At 41.6% G+C, this 22,148-nt stretch carries 17 protein-coding genes and 1 pseudogene; 9 read left to right on the top strand and 9 right to left on the bottom strand.

From position 1 onward, the window contains the following. Window positions 1-18: 18 nt before the first annotated feature. On the bottom strand, window positions 19-2,319 hold the full coding sequence (locus ACKTS5_RS18875; protein WP_408045446.1) for a M28 family peptidase: 2,301 nt from the start codon (window positions 2,317-2,319) through the stop codon (window positions 19-21). Between the two features lie 105 nt (window positions 2,320-2,424). On the opposite strand from ACKTS5_RS18875, the gene ACKTS5_RS18870 reads away from it, so the two are divergent. Next, the gene (locus ACKTS5_RS18870; protein ID WP_408045445.1) at window positions 2,425-2,892 is read left to right on the top strand and encodes a CBS domain-containing protein; all 468 of its coding nucleotides are present in this window, start codon (window positions 2,425-2,427) and stop codon (window positions 2,890-2,892) included. Between the two features lies 1 nt (window position 2,893). Here ACKTS5_RS18870 and ACKTS5_RS18865 read toward each other — a convergent pair whose 3' ends face one another. Further along, window positions 2,894-3,244 carry a hypothetical protein gene (locus tag ACKTS5_RS18865; RefSeq protein ID WP_408045444.1) on the bottom strand — a complete coding sequence of 117 codons (351 nt, stop codon included), beginning with the start codon at window positions 3,242-3,244 and terminating at the stop codon, window positions 2,894-2,896. A 218-nt stretch (window positions 3,245-3,462) separates the two neighbouring features. On the opposite strand from ACKTS5_RS18865, the gene ACKTS5_RS18860 reads away from it, so the two are divergent. Next, window positions 3,463-3,798: a single-stranded DNA-binding protein gene (locus ACKTS5_RS18860; protein WP_408045443.1), complete on the top strand. Its 336-nt coding sequence runs from the start codon at window positions 3,463-3,465 to the stop codon at window positions 3,796-3,798. 215 nt (window positions 3,799-4,013) lie between these two features. Here the strand turns inward: ACKTS5_RS18860 and ACKTS5_RS18855 are convergent, their stop codons facing one another. Both ACKTS5_RS18855 and ACKTS5_RS18850 read right to left on the bottom strand, forming a co-directional pair. Next, window positions 4,014-5,012: a helix-turn-helix transcriptional regulator gene (locus ACKTS5_RS18855; RefSeq protein WP_408045442.1), complete on the bottom strand. Its 999-nt coding sequence runs from the start codon at window positions 5,010-5,012 to the stop codon at window positions 4,014-4,016. A gap of 40 nt (window positions 5,013-5,052) precedes the next feature. Then, complete coding sequence (locus tag ACKTS5_RS18850; protein ID WP_408045441.1) at window positions 5,053-6,675, bottom strand: S8 family peptidase; 1,623 nt, start codon at window positions 6,673-6,675, stop codon at window positions 5,053-5,055. Window positions 6,676-6,953: 278 nt separating this feature from the next. Here ACKTS5_RS18850 and ACKTS5_RS18845 point away from each other — a divergent pair, with 278 nt between their 5' ends. Next, window positions 6,954-7,709, top strand: coding sequence for a hypothetical protein (locus ACKTS5_RS18845; RefSeq protein WP_408045440.1), 756 nt, complete (start codon window positions 6,954-6,956; stop codon window positions 7,707-7,709). Here ACKTS5_RS18845 and ACKTS5_RS18840 read toward each other — a convergent pair. From ACKTS5_RS18840 to ACKTS5_RS18830, 3 genes are read right to left on the bottom strand one after another with little or no spacing between them, the layout of a single operon-like run. Beyond that, window positions 7,695-8,537: an HvfC/BufC family peptide modification chaperone gene (locus ACKTS5_RS18840; RefSeq protein WP_408045439.1), complete on the bottom strand. Its 843-nt coding sequence runs from the start codon at window positions 8,535-8,537 to the stop codon at window positions 7,695-7,697. The two genes, ACKTS5_RS18845 and ACKTS5_RS18840, sit on opposite strands and share 15 nt — an antisense overlap. Further along, on the bottom strand, window positions 8,534-9,442 hold the full coding sequence (gene bufB / locus ACKTS5_RS18835; protein ID WP_408045438.1) for an MNIO family bufferin maturase: 909 nt from the start codon (window positions 9,440-9,442) through the stop codon (window positions 8,534-8,536). Before bufB ends, ACKTS5_RS18840 begins: the two co-directional genes overlap by 4 nt. A 58-nt stretch (window positions 9,443-9,500) precedes the next feature. After that, window positions 9,501-11,537: a ferritin-like domain-containing protein gene (locus tag ACKTS5_RS18830; RefSeq protein WP_408045437.1), complete on the bottom strand. Its 2,037-nt coding sequence runs from the start codon at window positions 11,535-11,537 to the stop codon at window positions 9,501-9,503. A 1,133-nt stretch (window positions 11,538-12,670) separates the two neighbouring features. Between ACKTS5_RS18830 and ACKTS5_RS18825 the strand changes: the two genes are divergently transcribed. The 6 genes and pseudogenes from ACKTS5_RS18825 (at window position 12,671) to ACKTS5_RS18800 (ending at window position 17,779) form a co-directional block, all read left to right on the top strand. After that, window positions 12,671-14,062 (top strand): RtcB family protein, encoded by a 1,392-nt coding sequence (locus ACKTS5_RS18825; RefSeq protein WP_408045436.1) that lies wholly within the window; start codon window positions 12,671-12,673, stop codon window positions 14,060-14,062. Window positions 14,063-14,155: 93 nt separating this feature from the next. Beyond that, on the top strand, window positions 14,156-14,698 hold the full coding sequence (locus tag ACKTS5_RS18820; RefSeq protein ID WP_408045435.1) for a hypothetical protein: 543 nt from the start codon (window positions 14,156-14,158) through the stop codon (window positions 14,696-14,698). 5 nt (window positions 14,699-14,703) lie between these two features. Further along, a complete protein-coding gene (gene prfH, locus ACKTS5_RS18815; protein ID WP_408045434.1) occupies window positions 14,704-15,393 on the top strand; it encodes a peptide chain release factor H in 690 nt (229 codons plus the stop codon). A gap of 39 nt (window positions 15,394-15,432) precedes the next feature. Beyond that, complete coding sequence (locus ACKTS5_RS18810; RefSeq protein ID WP_408045433.1) at window positions 15,433-15,963, top strand: tetratricopeptide repeat protein; 531 nt, start codon at window positions 15,433-15,435, stop codon at window positions 15,961-15,963. Window positions 15,964-16,540: 577 nt separating this feature from the next. After that, a complete protein-coding gene (locus ACKTS5_RS18805; protein WP_408045432.1) occupies window positions 16,541-16,675 on the top strand; it encodes a hypothetical protein in 135 nt (44 codons plus the stop codon). Beyond that, window positions 16,632-17,779, top strand: a pseudogene (locus ACKTS5_RS18800) (slipin family protein). The gene ACKTS5_RS18805 and the pseudogene ACKTS5_RS18800 overlap by 44 nt, the downstream one beginning before the upstream one ends. A gap of 20 nt (window positions 17,780-17,799) precedes the next feature. On the opposite strand, the gene ACKTS5_RS18795 reads toward ACKTS5_RS18800, so the two are convergent. Together ACKTS5_RS18795 and ACKTS5_RS18790 are read right to left on the bottom strand one after the other, a co-directional pair. Continuing rightward, the gene (locus ACKTS5_RS18795; RefSeq protein ID WP_408045431.1) at window positions 17,800-19,887 is read right to left on the bottom strand and encodes a PAS domain-containing sensor histidine kinase; all 2,088 of its coding nucleotides are present in this window, start codon (window positions 19,885-19,887) and stop codon (window positions 17,800-17,802) included. A gap of 124 nt (window positions 19,888-20,011) precedes the next feature. Continuing rightward, window positions 20,012-22,138, bottom strand: a complete 2,127-nt coding sequence (locus ACKTS5_RS18790) for a Tex family protein (protein ID WP_408045430.1) — start codon at window positions 22,136-22,138, stop codon at window positions 20,012-20,014. Window positions 22,139-22,148 lie beyond the last annotated feature (10 nt).

The raw sequence follows: 22,148 nt of genomic DNA, 5'->3' as shown, positions 1-22,148 counted from the left end.
CGATGAGCTTTTTTGGGTTTATAAGGGGAGTAACTGCGTTGTAATTATGGCGTCGTTGATAACAAACGGCATGGGCATCATCTGCTCGTCACGAGGCTTTATATTAAATTTTGGATGCTGTAGCAAATCGTAGGAAATTTCGTTGATAAGGATTTCTGGTTTACGAGTACCGGCTACCTCCATTGATAGGGTGAGCTCTTTGTCACTGTTGGCCATTTGATATATTAATAATGATCCTTTACCGGCCTCAAAGGCAGCTCCCTCTTTGTAAGAGGCTCCATTGACACAAAGTTTGCTAAGAGTAAGCGGTACCTTGTTGTAAAATTCAAATTTAGCCACCTTTCTACGCGGCTGTATACTGAATTGTAAATGTCGTTTCCCGTCGATAATAGTATCGTTCAAAACCTCGATTTTAGCGGTTTTTATCCCTCTGTTTACTGTCTTTTTAACAGCGGAGTATTTTGTGTTGTACTTACTCATTCCCTCTGATCCTTCAAGAGTACCTGTTTGTAAGCCCTCGTCGAAAATTTGCGAGGTATAGGCATCGAGCGTATGGTTGTAAGTAGCCCAATGAGCGGTGCTGTCAATACCGTTTTGAACATACACCAAACTGTTCGGTTTTTTGGCATCCACTGAGAATCCACTGTTGATGCTCGTTTGGATAAAAAAGAAGATTGCTGCCATCCCCACTAGCCATTGCAAGGTGCTCTTTTTCTTACTCGGGAGCACTACAGGGAGTAGCCAGCCAAACAGTAAACTACTCAAAATTCCAGCGATAGCTAGCATTTTTAAGCCCAGTCCAACAGGAAACAATTTGATCATTGGAGCTAACATGTATACGGTGGGTATTCCCAAGACAGCTATCAGTACTTCGCGCTGGTTACGTGCATCGACACAAAATAAGCGAATAGCTAAGATCGCCATGGCCATCAGTACGGGAATAATTAAAAAAGCAGCACCAGGTAAATATTCCGCGATGGCTATATTTAAAAGTAAGCCAATAAAGATAGGGGCGATGTATAAATCATCGGTGGGTTGAAATCTGAAATAGCGATAGGTTTTTAAAAGTATCCAAAAGCTCATTAAGGTAAATGCGGTAATATATTGATAACCGTTATAAGTGAATCCGTGTAACATATCGCGGTACTGTGGAAAAATAACCAAGAGAAGCTGCCACAGACCAAAACAGAGTGCTCCAGTGGCTAGCAAAGAGATTACAAAGGGAGCGAACCCTGTGATACTGCCCTTTAGCGTGATTTTTTCACTTCGAAAACCAAAAAACAATAAAACGACAAAGCTAATCCATGCAAATAGGAGCATGGGATATATCCAAGAAAATGGATAGCTGAGCATTTTGATAATTGGGAAGTTGACAAATACCAAATCCTTATCACTGTCCAATAGTGCCAAGTCGATTTTAGAAAAGTGATCCAAACAAGACATGAGGTACTCTGCTTGGTGGAGCAGTGAACTCCTATCCATGCGGTCGTATGAATCCTGAGCGGTGTGGTAATCAAAATGATCACCGATAAAAGCAAAATTAAATCCGTTGATATTTCCCTTCTCTCTAAAAACAGTTAAGTCGGTATCGTTTGGCAGTATCTTATAAACGCTGTACATGAGTGAATTCGCTGCTGGATGGTTGGGGTTGGCACGTAAAAATTCCTCCAATAAACGCTTGTTCTTACCATTGGTTTCCATGAGCATATAACTGCTGCCCCCGCTACCTCTAGCTTCAAAATTGAGTACTAAACCGATATCCTTGGCCCAAGGATGATGGTCGACAAATGCTTGGGCTCCTAATAACCCGAGCTCTTCGGCATCTGAAAATACGAGGATGATATCGTTGAGAGGAGCTTCATTTCGTTCCATAAAGGCACGTACCCCTTCTAAAATAGTGACCACTCCAGATCCAGCGTCACTGGCCCCGAGCGAAGAGTGGGGATTTGAATCGTAATGCGATAACAATAGCAAGGCTTTTCCGGCTGTTTTTCCTTTGATTTTAGCAATGATATTCTCGGTGGTAGTACTGGCCTTCCATTTGTTGTTAATCGTTGTTTTAACCTGTATTTCTGGACGAAGTCCGAGCTTTTTTAATTCGGTAACTAAATATTCCTGAACGATTTTGTGCTCTTGGCTTCCTGTAAAGTGGGCCTTTTTAGAAATGTTCTTTAGGTGATAAAGGGCGTGGGGCATCGAAAATCCAGTTGCCTTCTCCAAATCTTTACTTGAAGTTTCACTGGGAATACTGTCGTTAATACTCCAAACGACGGTAAGTACTAGAATGATGAGGCCTAGTAGCTGGTTAGTTCTTTTCATGGGTTGGTTTTTTAGTGTTCTAAAGATACCCAAATATTCCAGTATTTTGCCTTGTTGTGTTAACTGATTAAAAATCAGTATATTTAGTGGCTAATATTCAAAAATATGGGAATAATAAACTTTCAAGGAAAGCGTTCGGGAACAACACCGAAGGAGCATACTCCAATTCTGGTTTCCGATTACATGAGTACTAAGATCATTTCATTTAAAGCCTCTCAAACCATTGAAGAAGTAATTGAGACCTTAATTCAGAACAAAATTTCAGGAGGACCTGTCGTCAATGAACAGAACGAACTTATAGGGATTATCTCGGAGGGTGACTGCATTAAACAAATTTCCGAAAGTAGGTACTACAACCTGCCAATAGACAAGAATAATACCGTCGAGAAAGCCATGAATACCGAGGTGGAAACCATTGATGCTAACATGAATATATTTGATGCGGCTAACAAGTTTCTCGATTCTAGGAGAAGGCGATTTCCCATTCTGGAAAACGGTAAACTCATTGGGCTTATCAGTCAAAAAGACGTGCTAAAAGCAGCCGTTAAGCTCAAGGGAAATACTTGGAAATAATTTATTCTTGCTTGACGAGTAAGTACACTTCATTTTCCAATTCTAAATAGCCCTGATCATACACATAAAAGTAGGTGTTGCCTGCTTTTGTGGTATAGATCGATGTCATAAATTTAAAATCAAAGCCGCGGTCAAACAATTTTCTTCTCGATACTTTAGTCTTTCCGTGACTGTTGAGTTCACAGAGAATTTTATAATTCTTCCGCAAGCGGTTGTTCGTATTTCGAATGAGATTTTTACTTTCCTTATTGACTTTGTTGTTAAAAGAATTTCGACAGTAGTCTGAGCAGAATTTTTTGTCAATCCTACCAATTACTTTTTCACGGCATTCCAAGCATTGTTTTTCTTCCATAGTGTTCAAATATAAGAATTCTACCATTGACTCCGGTATCAAAAGCAGGGCAGTACTGCGAAGGTAGTAAATACTTAGTTAATCAAAAACGATTACATTCAATTACAAACGAAAACAAACAGTTAACAACCGCTTTGGGTTTGGTCACTGCCCGATATTTGCAGTGTCCTTGAGAATAAGGGCAAAGTCTTAACTGTTAAACGATAAAAATTTATATTATGAACGCACTAAAAAACAGAGTACAGTTGATTGGAAACCTAGGAAATGATCCAGAAATAATCACATTAGACAGCGGTAAAAAGTTGGCGAAATTTTCATTGGCAACGAATGAAACTTACAAGAACGCACACGGACAAAAGGTAACGGATACCCAATGGCATTCCATTGTTGCCTGGAACCAAACTGCTACCATTATAGAACAGTACGCCCAAAAAGGAAAAGAAGTGATGATTGAGGGCAAGTTGACCTCGCGTTCCTATGAGGATAGCGATGGTGTAAAGCGCTATATCACTGAAGTCGTATGTCAAGAAATATTGTTATTAGGAAGTAAGTAGAGGGGAATTTTGCTAAGAAAAAAAGAAGCTCGGCTTCTGTCGAAAAAGAAAATTGAAAAAGGAAAAAGGAATGAGCTCAATAGTTTGGCTATTGAGCTCATTCTAATAGTGTATACCTTGTGTAAGTATTTGCTATGGGGAATTTGCTACTTGTATTTTGCGCTCTGGAAAGAACTCATTTTTATAGGATGTGCCTATTGTTTAAAACCTTTTCGTTAGCTATATAGGGCTGCCGCTTGTTTAAGTTGCTCGGCAATGCGTTGTCTAAAACGCTCAGGTTTTAAAATCTCAAGGTGATTAGCATATCCTAAAAATAGCCGTTCCAATTCAAAATTAGGAATGACGAAAATATTGAAGATACTGCCGGTCTCATCCGTATGAAGCAAACGCTGTGTACTGTGAAAAGGTTTGGTGGCTATATAAGGACTCATCTTTGCATCTGCCTTGAATTGAATTCTTATGGGTCTTCTATTGTGTACAGTGGCTCCGACAACATTTTTGAAGTAACGGTCTGGATCCAGTGCCGCATCCCGATAGGGTTCGGAGGTACAGAGTTGTATTTCTTGAATTCTGTCTAAGGCTAGCGTGATCAATCGATGCTTTTCCAAAGCAAATAAAAACCATCGATTGTTGTATTCTTTTAAAAATTGTGGATGGAGTATTCTACTGTAGGCCTCTGAGGCTTTAAATGATTGATAAACGATGGTCAATACCCGTTCTTCTTTTATGGCTTGATAACAGGTATTGATGTGGGCTAGGCCTTTTAGATGTTCGTTTTTGTCAAAGTGGATAATGGTTTTTCCCGCGTCTTCGGCACCTAGAACAGAGCCTTCAATACGGTGAATCATTCCTTGAATATCACTAAATAATGAAAAATCTTTGAATTGTTTAAGTACCGCAACCGCTTCCTTAATTAAGTGAACATCGTCTTTTTTTAAAGGGAGTTTGGTAATGCTGTAATCAGGGTCAGCGTAGCGATAGTATTTACGCTCGTATACTTCAATGGGAGCATTGTACCCCAATTTATCACTTCGCATGAGTTGTAAGTCGAGTTGAAGCGTGCGCTTGCTGACATCACTGTGTTTTCCTTCAAATTCATACAAGGCATCCGAACAAGCGACTAACAGGTCGTTGAGCGTCCACTTTTTTAGCGTGTTACGCAGGCATTGATCTATGGTTTTGTATCTTATTAAAGCATTTTTATTGACGGCCATAGGTAGTAGTTAAAAAAGGGGAGCAGGCTCCCCTTTTGGATTAGTTATTGCTTTGGCGATTCAAGGCGAGTTTAACCGCTTCGAATGCGTTTACGATTCTTCCGGTTTTACATAAATTTTTAAAAGGAACTTTCTCCGTAGTTCCAGGCCTGTTGACTTTTGATTGGATGCGTATTCCCGATCGCTTGATAATCAGAATCAGTTCTTCAGGAGTCAATTCTGGAAAGTGCGTTAAGAGCAAAGCCGCGACACCTGTTGCTACCGGAGCAGCCATACTCGTTCCGCTACGCGTGTCATAAGTACTTCCAGGAATGCACGCGTAAATATCAACCCCAGGAGCAAAAATATCGACTCCGTGATTTCCGTAGTTCGAAAATTCAGCTGCGAGATTGTCCTTGTCATGTGAGCTAGCACCAATTTCTAACCAGTTACTGGCCAAGGTTGAATCGTTGAACAGAGCTGTCGGAAAATTCGGAAAGTAATCGGTATTTTTATGATCATTACCCGCGGCGTGGATTAAAAGTACGCCTTTTTGCTGCGCGTATTGCACGGCATCGTCAATGAGTTGTTTGTTAGGGGAGTGATTTTTCCCAAAACTCATATTGATAATTTTAGCGCCGTTGTCAACGGCATAGCGAATTCCATTTGCGATGTCTTTATCTTTTTCATCGCCCATAGGAACCGATCTGATGGCCATGATTTGAACCCCTTCTGCGATGCCTTGAATCCCAAGTTGATTGTCGCGTTTGGCAGCGATAATACCAGCAACGTGGGTACCGTGTTCTGATCGTACACTCAAGTCATTGTTCCCGTAGTGCCTTTCGTGTAGGTCGTTGGGAGTATCGCCGATGAGTTTTCGACCGTCAAAGGTCAAGCTGTAGTTGTAGTCCAAACGTCGTTGCATAGCTTCCATACGCGAAGTTAAATCTTCGTAGTGTTTGATAAGTTTTTCAGAAGTTAATTGTTTAGCACTGTTCCTCGCCAAAATCTTTAAAAATCGATCCCTTTTTTCGCGTAACCCAGCTCCTTTTAGTCGAGTTCGTTTTAGTTGCTTCTCAGAAAAGATTTTTCGTCCTACAGCCTTTTGTAAAGGAGGGATTAGTTTGTGGAAGAAATCGTATTCATCCTGATTGCGACTTATGTTTTTTTGGAGTTGCTCTTTGCCTTCTTCATAAGCCTTTTTGTAGGTTAAAAAGGTAGCAAAGTCCGCGCGTTCCTCGGGAGTAATGTTGAATTTGTTCTTATTTTTGAATTGCGCCGAATACTGTTTGTAGTAACGAGTGAGCTCTAAGGTTTCGGCTTCCACACTACTGCCGTCTTTACCGCCTATAAAGTTCCATCCGTGAATATCGTCGATGTATCCGTTGCCGTCATCATCAATTCCGTTACCGGCTATCTCTTTTGTGTTGGTCCACAGTACTGGTTGTAAATCTTCATGAGTGACATCAATTCCAGAGTCGAGCACGGCTACGATAATGGGAGTAGGCTTCAGTTTGTTTTTTTCTAAGAGTTTATAAGCCTGCTGTAAGCTTATTCCGGGGTACTGATCCGTGTGCTGATCTAAAAGATGCCAGTTTTTAGGGGGTTCTTGGGCCAACGTAACGTGAGCCGCCAATAATGCAATTGCCGCTAACCGTTTAGCAGCCATGGTAACATGTGTCATAGTCAAATTTTAAGTAATTACAATTTTTGTGCTTTTCAGCAGGGTAAAGATACGTTTAGAACTTGATAAACAGTAAAACCGATTGTTTTTTTTACTGCGTAAAATCAATGCGTATAAGCATCGTAATTTTGCGCTATAAAAAAAAGGTTATGAAGATAGCAGGGAAAATGAATAGCTTATTGGTGAGGAGTGTGGCCGGTTTTGAATCGTCGAACACCTTGGAAGAAAAATTATATGAGGTGATAGCCTAGAGCTCGAGTCCTTTAGATTCAAAAAGTATGGAGTTCGCATTGCTCTCTTTAAACTTTAGGGAAGAGCAGGTACATAGTGCGTTAAAAACGATCGCAGTGAAATTTTTGAGAACTCATAAGTTTATGGGGATGTTATTGGTGGAAACGAGTAAAGAAGTGTTGAAAAGTGCCTCCCGATCAGAAATTGACTCGCTTTTGAGGCAACTGAATGGTTTTGTCAATGAGTTTTTGGAGTTGTACGGGTATGAAGAGTGCTATTCCGATAGTAGGTTTTTAGCCTATTACCGTTTAGTACAGGAGTTGGAAGCTAGCAGTTGTACAAAGATTCCAGCTCCTCTGGTAGATTCCTTTGTCAATGCCAGTAAAGCACAAGCGCGTTGGGTTTTGGAGGATCAGGACAACCTAAATGAGGGGGTTTTTATTGCAAGTGGTGAGGACTGCCAACCATCACTACTTTGGGACGAATCTGTCATCTCGTATATTTATGCGCAACGATTGGATTTTTTTACAGAACAACAAATAAAAAATAACTTGAAAAGGGAGGGAATTGTTATCGAAGAGGTAGCAGAGCATTTTGACATTGCTAATGATCGATTTATAGCTGAAGCTTCACGCCGAGTTCAATATTTTGCTGTAGTAGGAGTATTAGGGGTGTTCATCGCGGTATTGCTCTTCTGGAAACACGGAAGCACGCTCCGTACATGGTTCCTCGCTTCTGTTGGAGTAGGCTTCTTGTACTCCGCAATACTATTACATCATCGCATAAAATCAAGAAGCGATTAGCAGGCCTTTTTGGAAAGCTATGGGGAGCCAGATTGCCAATCGCGCTTGGAACTCGCCGAAACTCATGGGCTGCACTGGTTGTATGCTTTGGTGTATTTTGGCAAGTGATTTTCCTTGTTGAGAACCGAGTAAAAAGTAGTACTGCCAAGGAGTGAGGGGGGTATGTTGAATGCGATACTGAACTCTTGAAATGGCTAGGTAAGCATCCTTTTTATCCGGATAAGAAAGCGATTGGTCTTTTTCTAAAGCTTCGAGTAACTCGAGTATCGGATAGGGCTGTTTTAGAATTGCTGCGCTGTCGGGACACGAAAAATGTGTTGTGGCTAGTAAGGGGGTAAAGTAGAGTGCTTGTAATGACGGAAGCAGCATGTTCTCAGTGCCCTTTGCTAATAAAACGGTACTTTTTGTACGTTCAATAGCGGCAATTAGGGCAGGAAGTTCTAGAAAGATGGCTGGTAAACTATCGGTTGCGGGTCGTGTTTTTTGCAAGTAGGCTGCAAAGTCCTCTCCATACTCGTAAAGGCTCCAAGAAGTAGAAGGAAGTTGTATGATGTAAGCTTTGGCAAAAAGATTGAAGAGTTCGGGACCTGTGAATTTTTTGAGTAAGGGAAAGTCGGCTTCCATACATTCTAGCAATCGGAGTACGTATCCTGAGCTATATACTTCAATACGCCGCTGTGGGTCGATGTTGTTCGAGGTTTTGACAAGGGTGTCGATAGGAGCGCTTAGTGCCAATTCGAAGGCCTCTATTTTTTGTTGTAAACTACCTCTATGGATCAGTAGGTTCTTAAAGTGTTCTTGCAGTTGAGCTAATGAAGGTGCTTTCATGAAAGTGTCGATTCGTTGAATTGTAGTTGATGATTGATAGGCGTAGAAACAATTTGTGTATTGTGAGCAGGGAGGACCCTAGTGGGCAAGACGCCTTTGATAACTTCTTTGGCTTTGAAAAGTTCCTGCACCAGAACTGGGTATTCAGGAATGTTGGCATCCCATTCTAGTAAGGTAGCGACGCCTCCGGTGAGTTGCTGTGCTAGTTGATACAATTTCCAAACCTCTTCGGGTACAGGTTGGTCATGGGTGTCAATGAGTAAATCGCCTGTTGCTGTAGGGCCAGCAAGATGTATTTGTACTATGGCAGTAGCAGGTAAAGAACGGATGTATTCGTAAGGATCATAACCGTGATTATGAGCGGAAACATAGACGTTGTTGACATCTAGTAGAATACCGCATTGAGTTGCTTTTACGAGTTCAGTGAAAAATGCGGCTTCGTTGAGTGTTGACTGTTGGAACTCTAAATAGGTTGAAGGATTTTCAAGAACGAGTGGGCGTTGTAGGTAATCTTGTACCTGCAGCACGCGTTGGATTACGTGTTGTAAGCTCTCTTCTGTTAAAGGCAAAGGGAGTAAGTCGTGTGAATTATGGGTAGCTATTCCTGTCCAGCACAGGTGATCCGAGACCCATTGAGGGGGGATAAGGCTCGTTAGTGATTTTAGCTTTGCTAAGTAATCGTAATTTAGCGGATCAGTACTGCCGATGTTTAACGAAACTCCGTGCATAACAAGTGGAACTTTCTCAGCAATCTGTAAAAGTGCGTGTCGTGCATATCCGTAATTGTTCATATAGTTTTCACTGATAATTTCAAACCAGTCTACAGTGACATCATCGTGCTGTAAGAGATAGGGGAAATGTTGAGAACGAAGTCCTAAACCAAATCCGAGGTTGGGTACATTCATAATAATTAGTTTTGATCGTAAAAAGGGAGATATAGTATCTCCCTTGGTTTAGCATTTCTTAGGTTGAAGGTGGCATTGCCAATCGGATATCACTGTCATTAGGACGTGTATTCGATACAGGAGTTCCGCGTTGTTCCATGACTTTTGCATAGGCTTTCCAGGCAATTTCGTAAACAGGGTCTCCTGTTTTGTAGTGAATTTCACCAATGGGCGCTGAGCTAAACTGAGGCTCTGGACCGTAATTGTAGACTTGCATAATTTGACGGTCTCCTGCACTCGGTTCTGGGTAGAGTTGAGAGGCAGAAATAGGTACGGCACAACCACCGAGTCCCCCACATTTGTTATTGGCTGGAGCGCTCATAAGTGTTGTACTCGAATCTGTGTTGTTGGCGGGTGTACTTTGACTGCAACTACCTCCGCCTTTTGTGCTTTGTACAAACCCACAACCTCCTTGCGTTTTACAGCCATTTGATCCTTTGCAACTGTGAAAGATTCCAACATCAGCTGCTGCTTCGGGATTGTGAGGCCCCATTAGGTTCATTCCTTGGCAAGCGTGGTATAAGTGATCATTAGCAAGCGGTTTCATATTGAGTGAAAGTTGAGGTACTTTACCGGTAATTGCCCAGCATATGGCCACGCGATCACCGGAACCGAACATAGCGGGATTTGGGAACTCAGTAGTGTTCCCTTTTATTTTCCAGTATTCATTGAGTTGGGTGGTGATCCCTTTAAGCGTTCCTACTGCGGCTAGGCTCAGTGTTTCATAGGTTTCCGCTGCATTGCTATTTTTTAAATTATTCAGGGCATCGGCCACTTGCTGCGCCGTAGGAATATCGTAGGGAGAACGTTTTCCAGAGGGATTGAGCATAGCCGCTGTCCAAGCATTGAGATTGTTTTCATTTTCTTTGTGCCACTGATCCCAAGTTTGGTAGCCTGGTTTTTCAAGCAGTTCACGAACCTGCGCAAATACCTCGTAATGATCGATAGCTCTGGCTTTAGAACGGGCATAGGCCTGTCCGGAAATAGCGGTCTGTTTACCCGCGCTATTGTACCCGGGATAGTCCTTTTTAAGCGCTTCGGAATCGGGCTGGAATCGTTTTGAAACGGCATCGTAGGGGGCAAAAATTTGCCAACGATCATTGATGCTTTGCACAACGCCATTTCCTTCTCCTTGATCTGTAATAGCGTTGATCATGTTTTTAAACTGGTAGCGAATATCACTGAGTTCTTCTAATTGTGCATCGATACCAGGGTATTCTTTTTTAGGGTGGTTATCGGTTTCACGATTAAATTGATCTCGTTGTTGTGCCTGCTTTTTTTCGTTCATCAAGATTCCCAGAAGCGAACTACCATCGTCATAGGTGATTTCTAAGTAACTCCAATAACAGAGGTACATATGACCTATTGACCCAAATAGAGGAAGGTCTTTTTCGGAGTATGCTGGTTGCCACCAGTCAAAGGGAGCTTCTTCGAAATACTTTGCTTCGGCACCTCCTGGGAGGTATTTTGGGTCGATGTGCTTTGCTGCTTCCGTTTCCGTTTCTTCAATCGCTAAAAACAATTCTATTTGTTCCCGATTCATGGCGGCGAGTTGCACGCTAAGCTTACTGTAAGCACCGTTACAGTCTTTAAAATCTAAGATGTGAGGTATTTGTGTGCCTTGGTAGCAGGTCCAGCCATAATGGTCACTTTGTAATGCAGGACTGGTGAAATTGGGAGTAAAACTCAGCATTGCTGACATATTAGCGGCCAATTGTAGGTGTAGCATTTCTTCGATGAAAACACTAAAAATTAAATTAAAAGCGCGAGCGTTGTAATCGCTGTCATCGGGGTTTGCCACCGGAGCAGCACCAGGCCAATAGCGGCCTTCATAAAAGTTACTGTCTTTGGAGGTAATTTGATGCATGCCCTGAATGGAATACATAGAGCACATGTACAAAGGGATGGTAAATAATTCGACGTTTAGAGCAGCCTGAGCAATGGCTCGTATACAAGAGAGATCTGCAGCTTTATAGGCCGAAGCTCTCTTTTTTATACGTTCTTTTTGAAACTGGAAGGAACGTAGTGATGTATGCAGTTTTTTTTCAGTAATCATAAGGAATTTGTTAGGTTTTTGTTCATTGTAGTGTTGAGGTATGGCTGTGAAACTGCCGGACTTTTTCCAGTTTTTTATGTAAAATAGTACTGAATAGAGATGGGGAATGTGGATAATGAAAGAAGGGTTTCATATTCTGGGGGGATTTTAATTGCGGTAAAATTTATTGTATTCGTACCCTAAAGGAAGTGGTGTGAGCAGTGGATTTTTTGTAAATCCATAAGGGGTCTTTCGTACTTCTGGGGAGGGCCTCTATGCAATTTACTGGAATTCCACGCACGGCGCAATAAGGAAAAACCCTTGATTCTGAAAAGGGGGTTTGCCTGAGAAACTTCGTTCTGTACTCCCTCGAATAAACAAAAGTTTTCAGTATTAGGAACTTATTAGAATTTTGTGCATCTTTGCCCCATTCATTAACCAAAGAAAGAATTTATACCAATGATCATACTAAAATATACATATCAGGACGCCATCATGCGATTTGATGAAGCATATTTTAGGTAGAATTTCATCATATAAAAGTCTTAAAGCGTCCAAATTTTTAATTTGGACGCTTTTTTTTTAAGAAATTTTTGAAACCTAATTGAAGGCTTACATCAGTTATAAAAGAAGAGAGTTGCCCTTAGGTCAACACTTTAGAGTTTCTGCAGTTTGCGGGGTGGGAGCGTATATGCTATTTTTAAAGTATAACTATTTGTAAATCAATAAAATAAGTGAATTAAAATTTGCGAATTATAAAAAAACAGGTCATCTTTGCACCGCAATCATGCAACAAAACAATTTAAAAACGAAGTACCTATGTTTCAAATGAATACAACTATTGGCATCTGTAGAAAAGATCTAGGATCGATAGCTCAGATACTTCGCGATTACTTTACTCATCAATAAGATAGCTACTATGCAAAGTAATCCGAAGAACTAAGGTTTCGGATTTTTGTATAGACACTACTGAGGTATCTTACCATTTTTCGAAACAATTTTTTGTTAATGTACGAGCAGTATATACCTGCAAAGGACAAGGCATGGCTAGTAGTTTAGCAGGGTCGCATACGTCGGGGACTAGTCTAACTCGTACAGTATTGTAATATATAACAGCAGCGCTATGAACTGCTGTGGAAAAACACGCCTATACCATGGGAAAAAGATTAAAAGGGAGAGACCTCATTCAGTTGGGGTTTCCACAAAACAACACGATTAATATAGCCTTAGGGCAACTAAACAGATATAAGAAAAAGGAAAAGAAAGCGCGCATTTTGGAAGAAGCGAAGGAAGTGCTTCTTGAGCCCGAACGATTTATGGGCGATGCGATATGGGGGAAAATTGCGGAAGGTTTGATAAAGCCTATCGAATTGCAGATGCACAAGTTAAACAGTACGAGAGCGCCGTTTAGCATCTACGGAGAGAATGAAATTGATGAACAGGCGAAGTTCCAGTTGTACGATGCCTTAAAACTGCCGATAGCAAAAGCAGGAGCGCTTATGCCCGATGCCCACGTCGGATACGGATTGCCTATTGGTGGTGTGTTGGCCACAGAGAATGCAGTAATTCCGTATGGTGTTGGCTTGGATATTGGCTGTCGCATGAGCTTGAGTGTTTTTCCGATGAAGGCGAGCTATTTGAAAGGGAAACAAGGACAATTTGAACACATTTTAAAAGAGCATACCAAATTTGGGATGTACGAGACCCATCGAAAAAAAATGGATCACGAATTGTTCGATCGCCCTGAGTTTCGAGAGGTTCCCTTATTGAAAAAGTTAAAGATGAAGGCCTATAACCAATTGGGAACTTCTGGAGGTGGTAATCACTTTGTAGAGTTCGGTGTAGTGACCATTAACGATTACGATGAACGCTTTGCTTTAGAACCGGGAGAATACGTCGGTTTGCTGAGTCACAGTGGTAGTAGAGGACTCGGGGCTAATATTGCTAAGCACTATAGCTATTTGGCAACGAAACAATGTCCATTGCCCAAACATGTACAGCATTTGGCGTGGTTAGACTTGGATTCGCACGACGGACAAGAGTATTGGATGGCTATGAATTTAGCAGGAGACTACGCAACCGCTTGCCATGAAAATATCCACACCAGAATTGAGAAATTACTGGGTTGCAGAGCCGTATCACGCATTGAAAACCATCACAATTTTGCGTGGAAAGAAATGCATAAGGGGTCGGAATTGATTGTGCACAGAAAGGGAGCAACACCAGCAGGGAAAGGCGTGCTGGGGATTATTCCCGGCTCTATGACTAGCCCTGGGTATATCGTACGCGGTTTGGGAAACAGCGAAAGTTTGTACTCGGCTTCTCACGGAGCTGGCCGTAAACACTCGCGTAGGAAGTGTAAAGAAACGTTTACAAAGAGCAGTGTAAAACAGCAGGTGACGCAACACGGAGTATCGGTAATCGGTGGAAGTGTTGAAGAAGCTCCGATGGCCTATAAAAACATTAAAAAAGTAATGAACAATCAGCGGGAATTAGTGGAGGTTCTCGGAACGTTTACACCAAAGATTGTTCGAATGGATGGCTAGTTGGGCGTTCCCTTTGGGGCGGGCTATTGGTAGTCGCTCTCGCTGAGGAGCTCCACAAAACCGCTATCCCTAACGCATAAAAAAGTAAAAATTATGGAAGAAATACAGATAAATACGAGACAAAGAGCTCTTTGGCCTGCTCACTTTACACAAAAAGGCCTCGAAATTTTAAACGTTTTACAACAATGGGTCATAGTATCAGGTGGTTGGGCCTGGCATTTTATGTCAGCCGAAGATCACCCAGAATACAAACAGGCTCACGATCATAAAGACATCGACATTTTTGTCACTCCTGACAACCGAGCACTCGTTACCCAGCTTTTGTGTGCTGCAGATTTTGAAAAGGTAATGACACCCTATGACCGCCTGGTGACAGACAGTAAATACAGGCGTTATGAAAAACGAGATTGGTTGGCAGACGGTACCCAGTATACTTTGGTCATTGACTTTATTGAAATCGATGCAATACCAACGGTTCAAGTTGGTAATTGGACCTTGGTACACCCTAAAACGCTGCTAAACCTGTACCAAAGCGTACAGAGTAGCCATCAATGTTGGGCAGTGAGAAATGCGAGAGCGTTACAGGAAAATGATGAAATGATCGTTGGAAACCCGTTGTTAACACAATTGCCATAGTAATAATGGAATCAACAATAATTCAATTGACAGCCGCCCGTGGCCCTGTAGAGTGCATGTGGGTAGTTGCAAAAGTGTTAAAAGAACTCCTAAAAGAGTTAGGGACAAATGCTATCCGCTATGAGATCGTACAAAAACAAAATGGTATAGAGAACGGTACTGTGCAGTCAGTAATCCTTCGTTTAGAGGGAAATCAAGTCAAAAAAGTGGTTGCCCAATGGAAGGGAACTATTTGTTGGATTGGAAAGTCGACCTATAGAAAACACCATAAGAGGAAAAACTGGTACATCGCTTGTTTGGAACTCGAAACAACTCGTGTAGTTGCATGGAATGAACGGGAAGTGACGTTTCAAGCAACGCGTAGTTCGGGTCCTGGAGGACAACACGTAAACAAGGTAAGCTCGGCCGTTAGAGCTACCCATGGACCTACGGGAATCCAAGTGCTGGCCAGCGATAGCCGTTCCCAACACCAGAATAAGAAAATTGCACTGGAACGCCTTCGAAATAAGGTACAGTGTTACCTCAGTGAGCAACTGGAAAGTAGTTTGCAAACACAGTGGAAAAATCAAATTGATCTCCAACGAGGAAATCCGGTAAAGACCTTTACAGGAGGTGATTTTAAGTGCAAAAAAACAAACAAGTCTTTCAAACAACAGCGCGCTAAGCTGAAGAGAGATTTAAGAAATGAATTTTAATTAAAAAAGTACTCGTTGTGGTACATAAAGAGTAGTAGTATGTCAACCTTAGTAAATAATTATATCTATAAAGCATTAGATGCCTATCCTTACGATCTAGAAGCAGCAATGGAGGCCTTGGAGTACGCACTGGCGTATGACGACAAAAACTGGATGGCGCTCTTGCTAATGGGGCGCATTCAATTTGAGGTATTTCAGGATGCTGAGAAAGCCATCTCTTATTATCGAGAAGCCTTGGCAGTAAATATACATGCCGTACAGGTATATCCCTACTTTTTTAAGGTTTTGTTGCGACAGGAAGATTTCCAAGCCCTGGCTAGCTTGATCGATTTTGCCATGGGTATCAAAGGAATCGATAAGGCTGAAGTGTATAAGACAAAAGCCTTGGCATTTGAACGCCAACAGCGTTTTAAAAAGGCTTTAGCCGAATTAAAGCAGGCAAAGCTCCATTGTTATGACGAAGATAGTACCGAAGCAATAGCTCGTGAAATTTCGAGAGTAAAGGGGAAGCTGCCCAAGAAAAAGAAGAAGAAAAGTTTGGAAAAGAAAAAAAATACCAAGAAAAAGTAAACTATTTTCTACTGCGCATAATGATTGCGCAGTAGGGTGTGAAGTTTGCATAGAATTTGAAAAAGAAATAGCGTCGTAAGGGGAGAATTGCTAGAAAAAGAACCGTGACCCGTAAGTCACAAAATTATTAAAAAGAAAAACAGTTATTGAAAACTGTGAAAAATACTAAGGAAGTCCTGTTGAGTGTTTCTGTAAGGCACCATTGCATACTCGCATGCCGAGAGGTATTTGCGTTGTGTGTTCAGCTTGACTTAGAGGTTTGTTGTTTTCCAAAAAACAAACTCCACCAATTACGTAGGTTCAAATCCTACCCTCGAGCAATCGAGGTGGCAGAGCGGCTATGCAACGAATAGGAGATTCGTGATAACGGTGCAGGTTCGAGTCCTGCCTAGGCAAGGCCTAGTAACTCAATTGGAAGAGTCCTACTTTTTTATAGTAGTAGTGGAAAAAGGGCATCAACTTTTAAAACTGATGATTTCAAAAGGAAGGCGTGTTTCGTGAGTTTTTCGAAACACTAAACAAGAAGCCTTGAATATTGTAGCTAACGGTATGACAGGCAAAGAAGGAAAGCAAGTCAATGGCAGGAGCCTTAGGGAGCGTTGTTCACTTGCCAGAAAACGGAGTCCCTCGTATGGTTACCGCACTGTTCCGCTTGTTGTTTAGCACGAATGCGCATTTCTTTAGTAAAAGTAGAGAAGAAAAGAAAAAATAGAAGTATGAAAAGAATTAGGGTAAACAAAGGGTTTGTAGGTTTGGTATTTAAAAATGATGATTACCAACGCATAGTAACTGCAGGAAAACATTGGCTTAATTTTGGAGAAGAGGTGCGCTACTGTAACAAAGCTAAGCTTTTTGGGAGCGAAGTGGCCTTAGAGGTGTTTTTGGAAGATGAACACTTTCGAGCTCAAATAGAGTTGATAGAAGTTCCTGATGGATGTTTGACTTTAGTCTTCCAAAATGGAAACTACTGGTTAGCCTTGGATGCCGGGCGTCATGTGTTTTGGAAGGGCTTGGTACATAGAACCTATGTTACCTACGATATGAATAGCACCGCTAAGATTACCGAGGTAACAGGGAGTTTGTTAAAAACTATAGATATACAATACAGAATGCGAGTGTTTGAAGTTGCGAGTTACGAAAGGGGATTGTTGTTTATCAATGATGAATTCTGTGAGGAATTGGAGCCTGGAATACATCGGTTTTGGCAAAATGAAGCGGGAATTCGCGTACTGAAAACCGATGTGAGAACCCAGCAAATGGAAGTCTCAGGTCAGGAGTTGTTAACCAAAGACAAGGCGATGATTCGCGTAAACTTTTTTGTGAACTACCAAGTAGTCGCGCTCAAAACAGCCTTGTTGAAAAACAAAGAATTTGAACGTCAGTTATACGTGGCAGCCCAGTTGAAATTGAGAAGTTTTTTAGGGGGTATACACTTGATGAGGTGCTCGAAAAGAAAGAAGAGTTGGGAGCCGAAGTTTTTGAAGCCCTTCGCGAAGTTGGCGATGCCTTAGGCGTGGAAATCATAGATACGGGTATCAGAGACGTTATTTTAACGGGTGAAATGAAAGAAATCATGAATCAAGTGTTGGTGGCACAGAAAGCCGCTCAGGCTAACAGTATTACCCGACGTGAAGAAACGGCGGCTACGAGGAGCTTGTTAAATACTGCCAAGCTTATGGAGGAGAATAGTATGTTGTTTGCCTTAAAAGAAATGGAGTACGTAGAAAAAATTGCCAGTAAGATTGGAGCTATTTCTGTAGCCGGAAACAGCAATGTACTCGCTCAATTAAAAGACGTGTTCACCGTAACGAAATAGCTCAGAAATGGGCTGTTTTTTTACTGTTTAGGAAGGGTGAAATAGAAGGTCGTTCCTTGTTGTGGTGTGGAGTCGAGCCAAATTTTTCCCTGATAACGGTCGATGATTTTTTTTACGATAGAGAGTCCTACACCGGTAGAGTCTTTGTGGTTTTCCAGCTGTTGGAAAATCTCAAAGATTTTCTTGTGGTATTTCGGAGCGATACCAATTCCGTTATCGGCAATACTAAACTGCCAATGCGCACCCATGTCTTGACAGTCTATTTCAACTTTTCCTTCTTGTTTATCACAGTATTTTATGGCATTGCTCAACAAATTTTGAAAGAGCTGATGCAGTCTAAAGCGATCTAGTTTTACTTGTGGTAGTTGGCTTTTGATTTCAATGTTTATATGGTCAGGAACATAGGCTGTTTTGATCACTTCGCGGACGAGTTTATCGAGATGGATATTTCTCGACTGTGTGTTGATTTGGTCGATACTGGCATATTGTAAGATTCCGCTAATGAGTTGATCCATTTTATCGGCCTGAGCAACGAGTAAAGCACTGTGTTCGCTAATTTGTTCGTTAGGATTACCTTCGTTTTCTTCCTGAATCCAGTGTGCGAGTGCATTGATGCTTCTCAAGGGCGATTTCAAATCGTGTGAAACAATATGGGCAAAATCTTTAAGTTCTTTATTACTCTTGGTTAAATCTTCCAACAACGCTCTGTTCTTTTCATCAGCCTCCTTGCGAAGAGCGATGTTTAAGGCACTTTTTAACTGGGTAGCAGCTAAACTGGCAATTGTTTCGAGCGTTTTTAAATGGTAGGCATTAAAATAATCTTTAGCGGGGTGTTCCGAATCGATGATTCCGATAACGGTACCATCGGCAATAATAGGAACAGCGATTTCCGAATAACGAATTTTATCGTCTACGATATACCGCGAATCTAATGTGGTGTCTGCGATGATTTCAGGAGTTCCTGATTTGGCAACTGATCCTACAATTCCATTGCCTATAGGTATTTCAAGTTCATTAGCAATTGTACGTACATCGCTTAACTTTTCACCATAGGCGGCAATTTGTTTGAGCGTTCCTTTTTCTTGGTCTACCAAATAGATTACAAAATCTTCAAAACCTAAGAGTTCGGTGGTATTGGTGGTAATTTCCCAAGCTATTTCGTATATGTTGGTCTTACCTAAAATTGAGCGCATTAAGGTGTTTAGCGCTTTGAGGAGGTTTTGGTTTTGTAATTCCTCAGTAATATCTTCAATGACAGATACCTGAAAATGTTCTTTTTGGTAATTGTTTTTTACTATCGAACGGTTTGTTTTGGTCCAAAGTGATTTTCCTGAGGAGGTTCTATAACGCTGTAATTGCGTTGATTGGTCAATGGCACCTAAATTCAGTAATTGTGTTTGATAGTGGTTGGAGGCATCTTCTTCAATAACTAGTTCACTTAACGTAAGCTCAGAAAGTACAGCTTTAGAATATCCTAACAACTTTTCAAAGGCCTTGTTGGTTTGAATAATGCGATCGTCCTGGGTAAGTACTATTCCTAAGGAGCTGTTCTCAACGATGGCGTTGAGGTGGTCTCGTTGTTCTTGTATCAAGTATTGCTGTTTCATAGAAGGAGTGATATCCCTTATGATTCCTTGTGCAAGTGTGGCCTGTCCGTCGTCATCGTAGAGGATGTTGCTGTTGAGGTCAATCCAGCGCAGTTCTTTTTTGTAGTTGTATACGCGAGCACGGAAGTTTTTGAGTTTACCTTTTCGTTTAAACTTCTCAAAGGTCTTGATAGCAAAGGGAACATCATCAGGATGGATAGATCGCAAAACGTTAAATGAGGCTTGTAGGGTGGGTTGACCAAAAAAATGCTGGGCAGCCTCGTTCATTCGAATGACATTTCCTCTGAGATCTATGAGAACGTAGGGATCGATAATCGTTTCAAACAGGGTATCTAACTGCAGGTGCTGTTGCTGCACAATAGTGTTGAGTTTGTGCTTGGCCCTGTTGAGTTGCTTTTGTTTAGTATCGAGCTCTGTGGCTTGTTGCTGTAATAAGAGCAAAGCCTCTTCACGCGAAAGGTGTTCAAACCCGTTTGATGATTTTAATTCTACATATTCCATAATCCCCCGATTTAGTACAATTTGTAGTAGCTAATAGACGTTAAAAGTACGACAATTTAATACAGTTCTCCGATACGTTAGCTTGGTTGCTTTTCAGTATCGTCGAACTGTAAATAAGTGTCGTTTATTGGAAATTCATACTCAGTTGGATGCGTTTACGTCCCAAATCAACTTCCAAAACTTTCACTTGAACGGTTTGATGTAGCTGGACGTGTTCGTTGATGTCTTGTACAAAGGTGTTGGCCAAATTGGATACGTGTACCAAACCACTTTCTTTAATTCCGATATCCACAAAACAACCAAAGTTGGTGATGTTGTTTACGATTCCGGGCAATACCATGCCCGCTTTAAGATCTTCTATGGTTTTGATGTCATCGCTAAAACTAAAGGCTTTGGCTTTCTCTCGCGGATCCAGTCCTGGTTTTTCTAATTCCTTGACAATATCTTGTAGTGTAGGCAAGCCGTAACTCTCAGTTACGTACGATGATAATTTTAACTGCTTTAACAAGCTGCTGTTGCCGATTAGGTTTTTAACGTCTGTACCTAAATCTTTAGCCATTTGTTTGACTAAGGCGTAGCGTTCTGGATGGACAGCCGAATTGTCAAGCGGGTTAGTACCGTTTTTAATTCGTAAAAACCCAGCTGATTGTTCGAAGGCTTTACCTCCTAATCGAGGAACTTTTTTAATGGCTGTTCGGTTTAAAAAGGCCCCGTTTTCCGTTCGGTAGTTGACGATGTTTTCTGCGAGTTTAGGACCAATACCCGATACGTAACTCAAGAGTGAGGCACTGGCTGTATTGATATTCACCCCAACCTTGTTTACGCAATGTGCAACGACACTGTCCAGTGATTTTTGCAGGTTAGACTGATCGACGTCGTGCTGGTATTGCCCAACGCCAATAGACTTTGCTTCAATTTTTACCAACTCAGCTAAAGGATCTGCCAAACGCCTTCCAATAGAAACGGCACCGCGAACGGTAACGTCGTGGTCTGGAAATTCGTCGCGGGCAATTTTTGAGGCTGAATAAATTGAGGCTCCAGCTTCGCTCACGACAAAAATTTCGACTTCTTTAGGCAATTTGAGCCCTCTAACTAAGCGCTCGGTTTCTCTAGAGGCCGTACCATTTCCAATGGCGATGGCTGCAATCTCGAATTTTTTAACGAGGTGTTCTATGGTGTAGCCCGCTTCCGCGCTATTTTTTTGTGGTGGATGTGGAAATATGGTGGTGTTGTAGAGCAGGGCACCTTGCTCATTTAAGCAAACAACTTTACATCCCGTGCGAAATCCTGGATCAATAGCTAAAATGCGCTTTTCTCCGAGGGGAGCTCCTAGGAGCAGTTGTTTTAAGTTTTTTGCAAAGACTAAAATGGCTGCTTCATCGGCCTTTTCTTTGGCTAATTTTATGGCTTCCGTACTCAGTGAAGGAAGTAGCAATCGCTTGTAGGCATCATCGATAGCGAGTTGCACCTCGGCACCTGCTTCATTGTTTCCACGAATTATTTTTCGATCTAGTTTTTCCAATAAACGATCATCGTCAAGTGCTATCTTCACGCGAAGATATCCTTCTTTTTCGGCGCGCATTAAGGCGAGCATGCGATGCGAAGGAATGCGCTTTAAAGGTTCTGACCAATCGAAGTAATCTTTGTATTTCTGAGCGTTTTCATCGTCCTTTTGTTTCGCGATCACTTTTGTTGCAATTCCTGAAAACCTAGACAATTCAGTTCTTACCACTTCACGGACGTCACTGCGTTCATTGATCCACTCTGCAATAATATGTCTAGCTCCTTCTAGAGCTTGCTCAGTGCTGCTAATCGCACCTTTTACAAACCCTCCTGCAAGACTTTCAACATGGTTGTTTCGCTGTGCCATGAGTTGTTTTGCCAAGGGTTCTAAACCGTTGTTTCTCGCAGTTTCTGCTTTGGTTTTACGTTTTTTCTTAAATGGTAAATACAGGTCTTCCAAAGAACTTAAGCTGGTGGTTTCCGTGATCTTTTTCAGAAGTTCAGGACTGAGCTTTTCTTGTTCTTCAATGGCCTTTAAAATGGTTTGTTTTCGTTTTTCGAGCGCTTCAAATTGCTCTTTTAGTTGTACGATTAAACCAATTTCCACTTCGTCGAGATTTCCGGTGCGTTCTTTTCGATAACGGGCGATAAAAGGAACCGTACAATCTTCCTGTAGCAGTTCAACGGTATTTGCTATTGCTGTTTTCGCAATAGAACATTGTGAGCTTATATAACTGATAAGTTGCATACGTATGATA

This window comes from Tenacibaculum litopenaei, assembly GCF_964514025.1.
Classification (GTDB): domain Bacteria; phylum Bacteroidota; class Bacteroidia; order Flavobacteriales; family Flavobacteriaceae; genus Polaribacter; species Polaribacter litopenaei.
Note: the sequence above shows the minus strand (reverse complement) of the source record. Positions and strands in the feature narration are given on the sequence as shown.

What these genes read in the sequence shown, in the direction of transcription:
- ACKTS5_RS18840 (WP_408045439.1), bottom strand. Translation starts at nt 8,537, where the DNA reads ATGAAAGCACCTTCATTAGCTCAACTGCAAGAACACTTTAAGAACCTA.
- ACKTS5_RS18825 (WP_408045436.1), top strand. Translation starts at nt 12,671, where the DNA reads ATGGGAAAAAGATTAAAAGGGAGAGACCTCATTCAGTTGGGGTTTCCA.
- ACKTS5_RS18875 (WP_408045446.1), bottom strand. Translation starts at nt 2,319, where the DNA reads ATGAAAAGAACTAACCAGCTACTAGGCCTCATCATTCTAGTACTTACC.
- ACKTS5_RS18855 (WP_408045442.1), bottom strand. Translation starts at nt 5,012, where the DNA reads ATGGCCGTCAATAAAAATGCTTTAATAAGATACAAAACCATAGATCAA.
- ACKTS5_RS18865 (WP_408045444.1), bottom strand. Translation starts at nt 3,244, where the DNA reads ATGGAAGAAAAACAATGCTTGGAATGCCGTGAAAAAGTAATTGGTAGG.
- ACKTS5_RS18870 (WP_408045445.1), top strand. Translation starts at nt 2,425, where the DNA reads ATGGGAATAATAAACTTTCAAGGAAAGCGTTCGGGAACAACACCGAAG.
- ACKTS5_RS18805 (WP_408045432.1), top strand. Translation starts at nt 16,541, where the DNA reads ATGGCAGGAGCCTTAGGGAGCGTTGTTCACTTGCCAGAAAACGGAGTC.
- ACKTS5_RS18790 (WP_408045430.1), bottom strand. Translation starts at nt 22,138, where the DNA reads ATGCAACTTATCAGTTATATAAGCTCACAATGTTCTATTGCGAAAACA.
- ACKTS5_RS18795 (WP_408045431.1), bottom strand. Translation starts at nt 19,887, where the DNA reads ATGGAATATGTAGAATTAAAATCATCAAACGGGTTTGAACACCTTTCG.
- ACKTS5_RS18845 (WP_408045440.1), top strand. Translation starts at nt 6,954, where the DNA reads ATGGAGTTCGCATTGCTCTCTTTAAACTTTAGGGAAGAGCAGGTACAT.
- bufB (WP_408045438.1), bottom strand. Translation starts at nt 9,442, where the DNA reads ATGAATGTACCCAACCTCGGATTTGGTTTAGGACTTCGTTCTCAACAT.
- ACKTS5_RS18820 (WP_408045435.1), top strand. Translation starts at nt 14,156, where the DNA reads ATGGAAGAAATACAGATAAATACGAGACAAAGAGCTCTTTGGCCTGCT.
- ACKTS5_RS18860 (WP_408045443.1), top strand. Translation starts at nt 3,463, where the DNA reads ATGAACGCACTAAAAAACAGAGTACAGTTGATTGGAAACCTAGGAAAT.
- prfH (WP_408045434.1), top strand. Translation starts at nt 14,704, where the DNA reads ATGGAATCAACAATAATTCAATTGACAGCCGCCCGTGGCCCTGTAGAG.
- ACKTS5_RS18810 (WP_408045433.1), top strand. Translation starts at nt 15,433, where the DNA reads ATGTCAACCTTAGTAAATAATTATATCTATAAAGCATTAGATGCCTAT.
- ACKTS5_RS18850 (WP_408045441.1), bottom strand. Translation starts at nt 6,675, where the DNA reads ATGACACATGTTACCATGGCTGCTAAACGGTTAGCGGCAATTGCATTA.
- ACKTS5_RS18830 (WP_408045437.1), bottom strand. Translation starts at nt 11,537, where the DNA reads ATGATTACTGAAAAAAAACTGCATACATCACTACGTTCCTTCCAGTTT.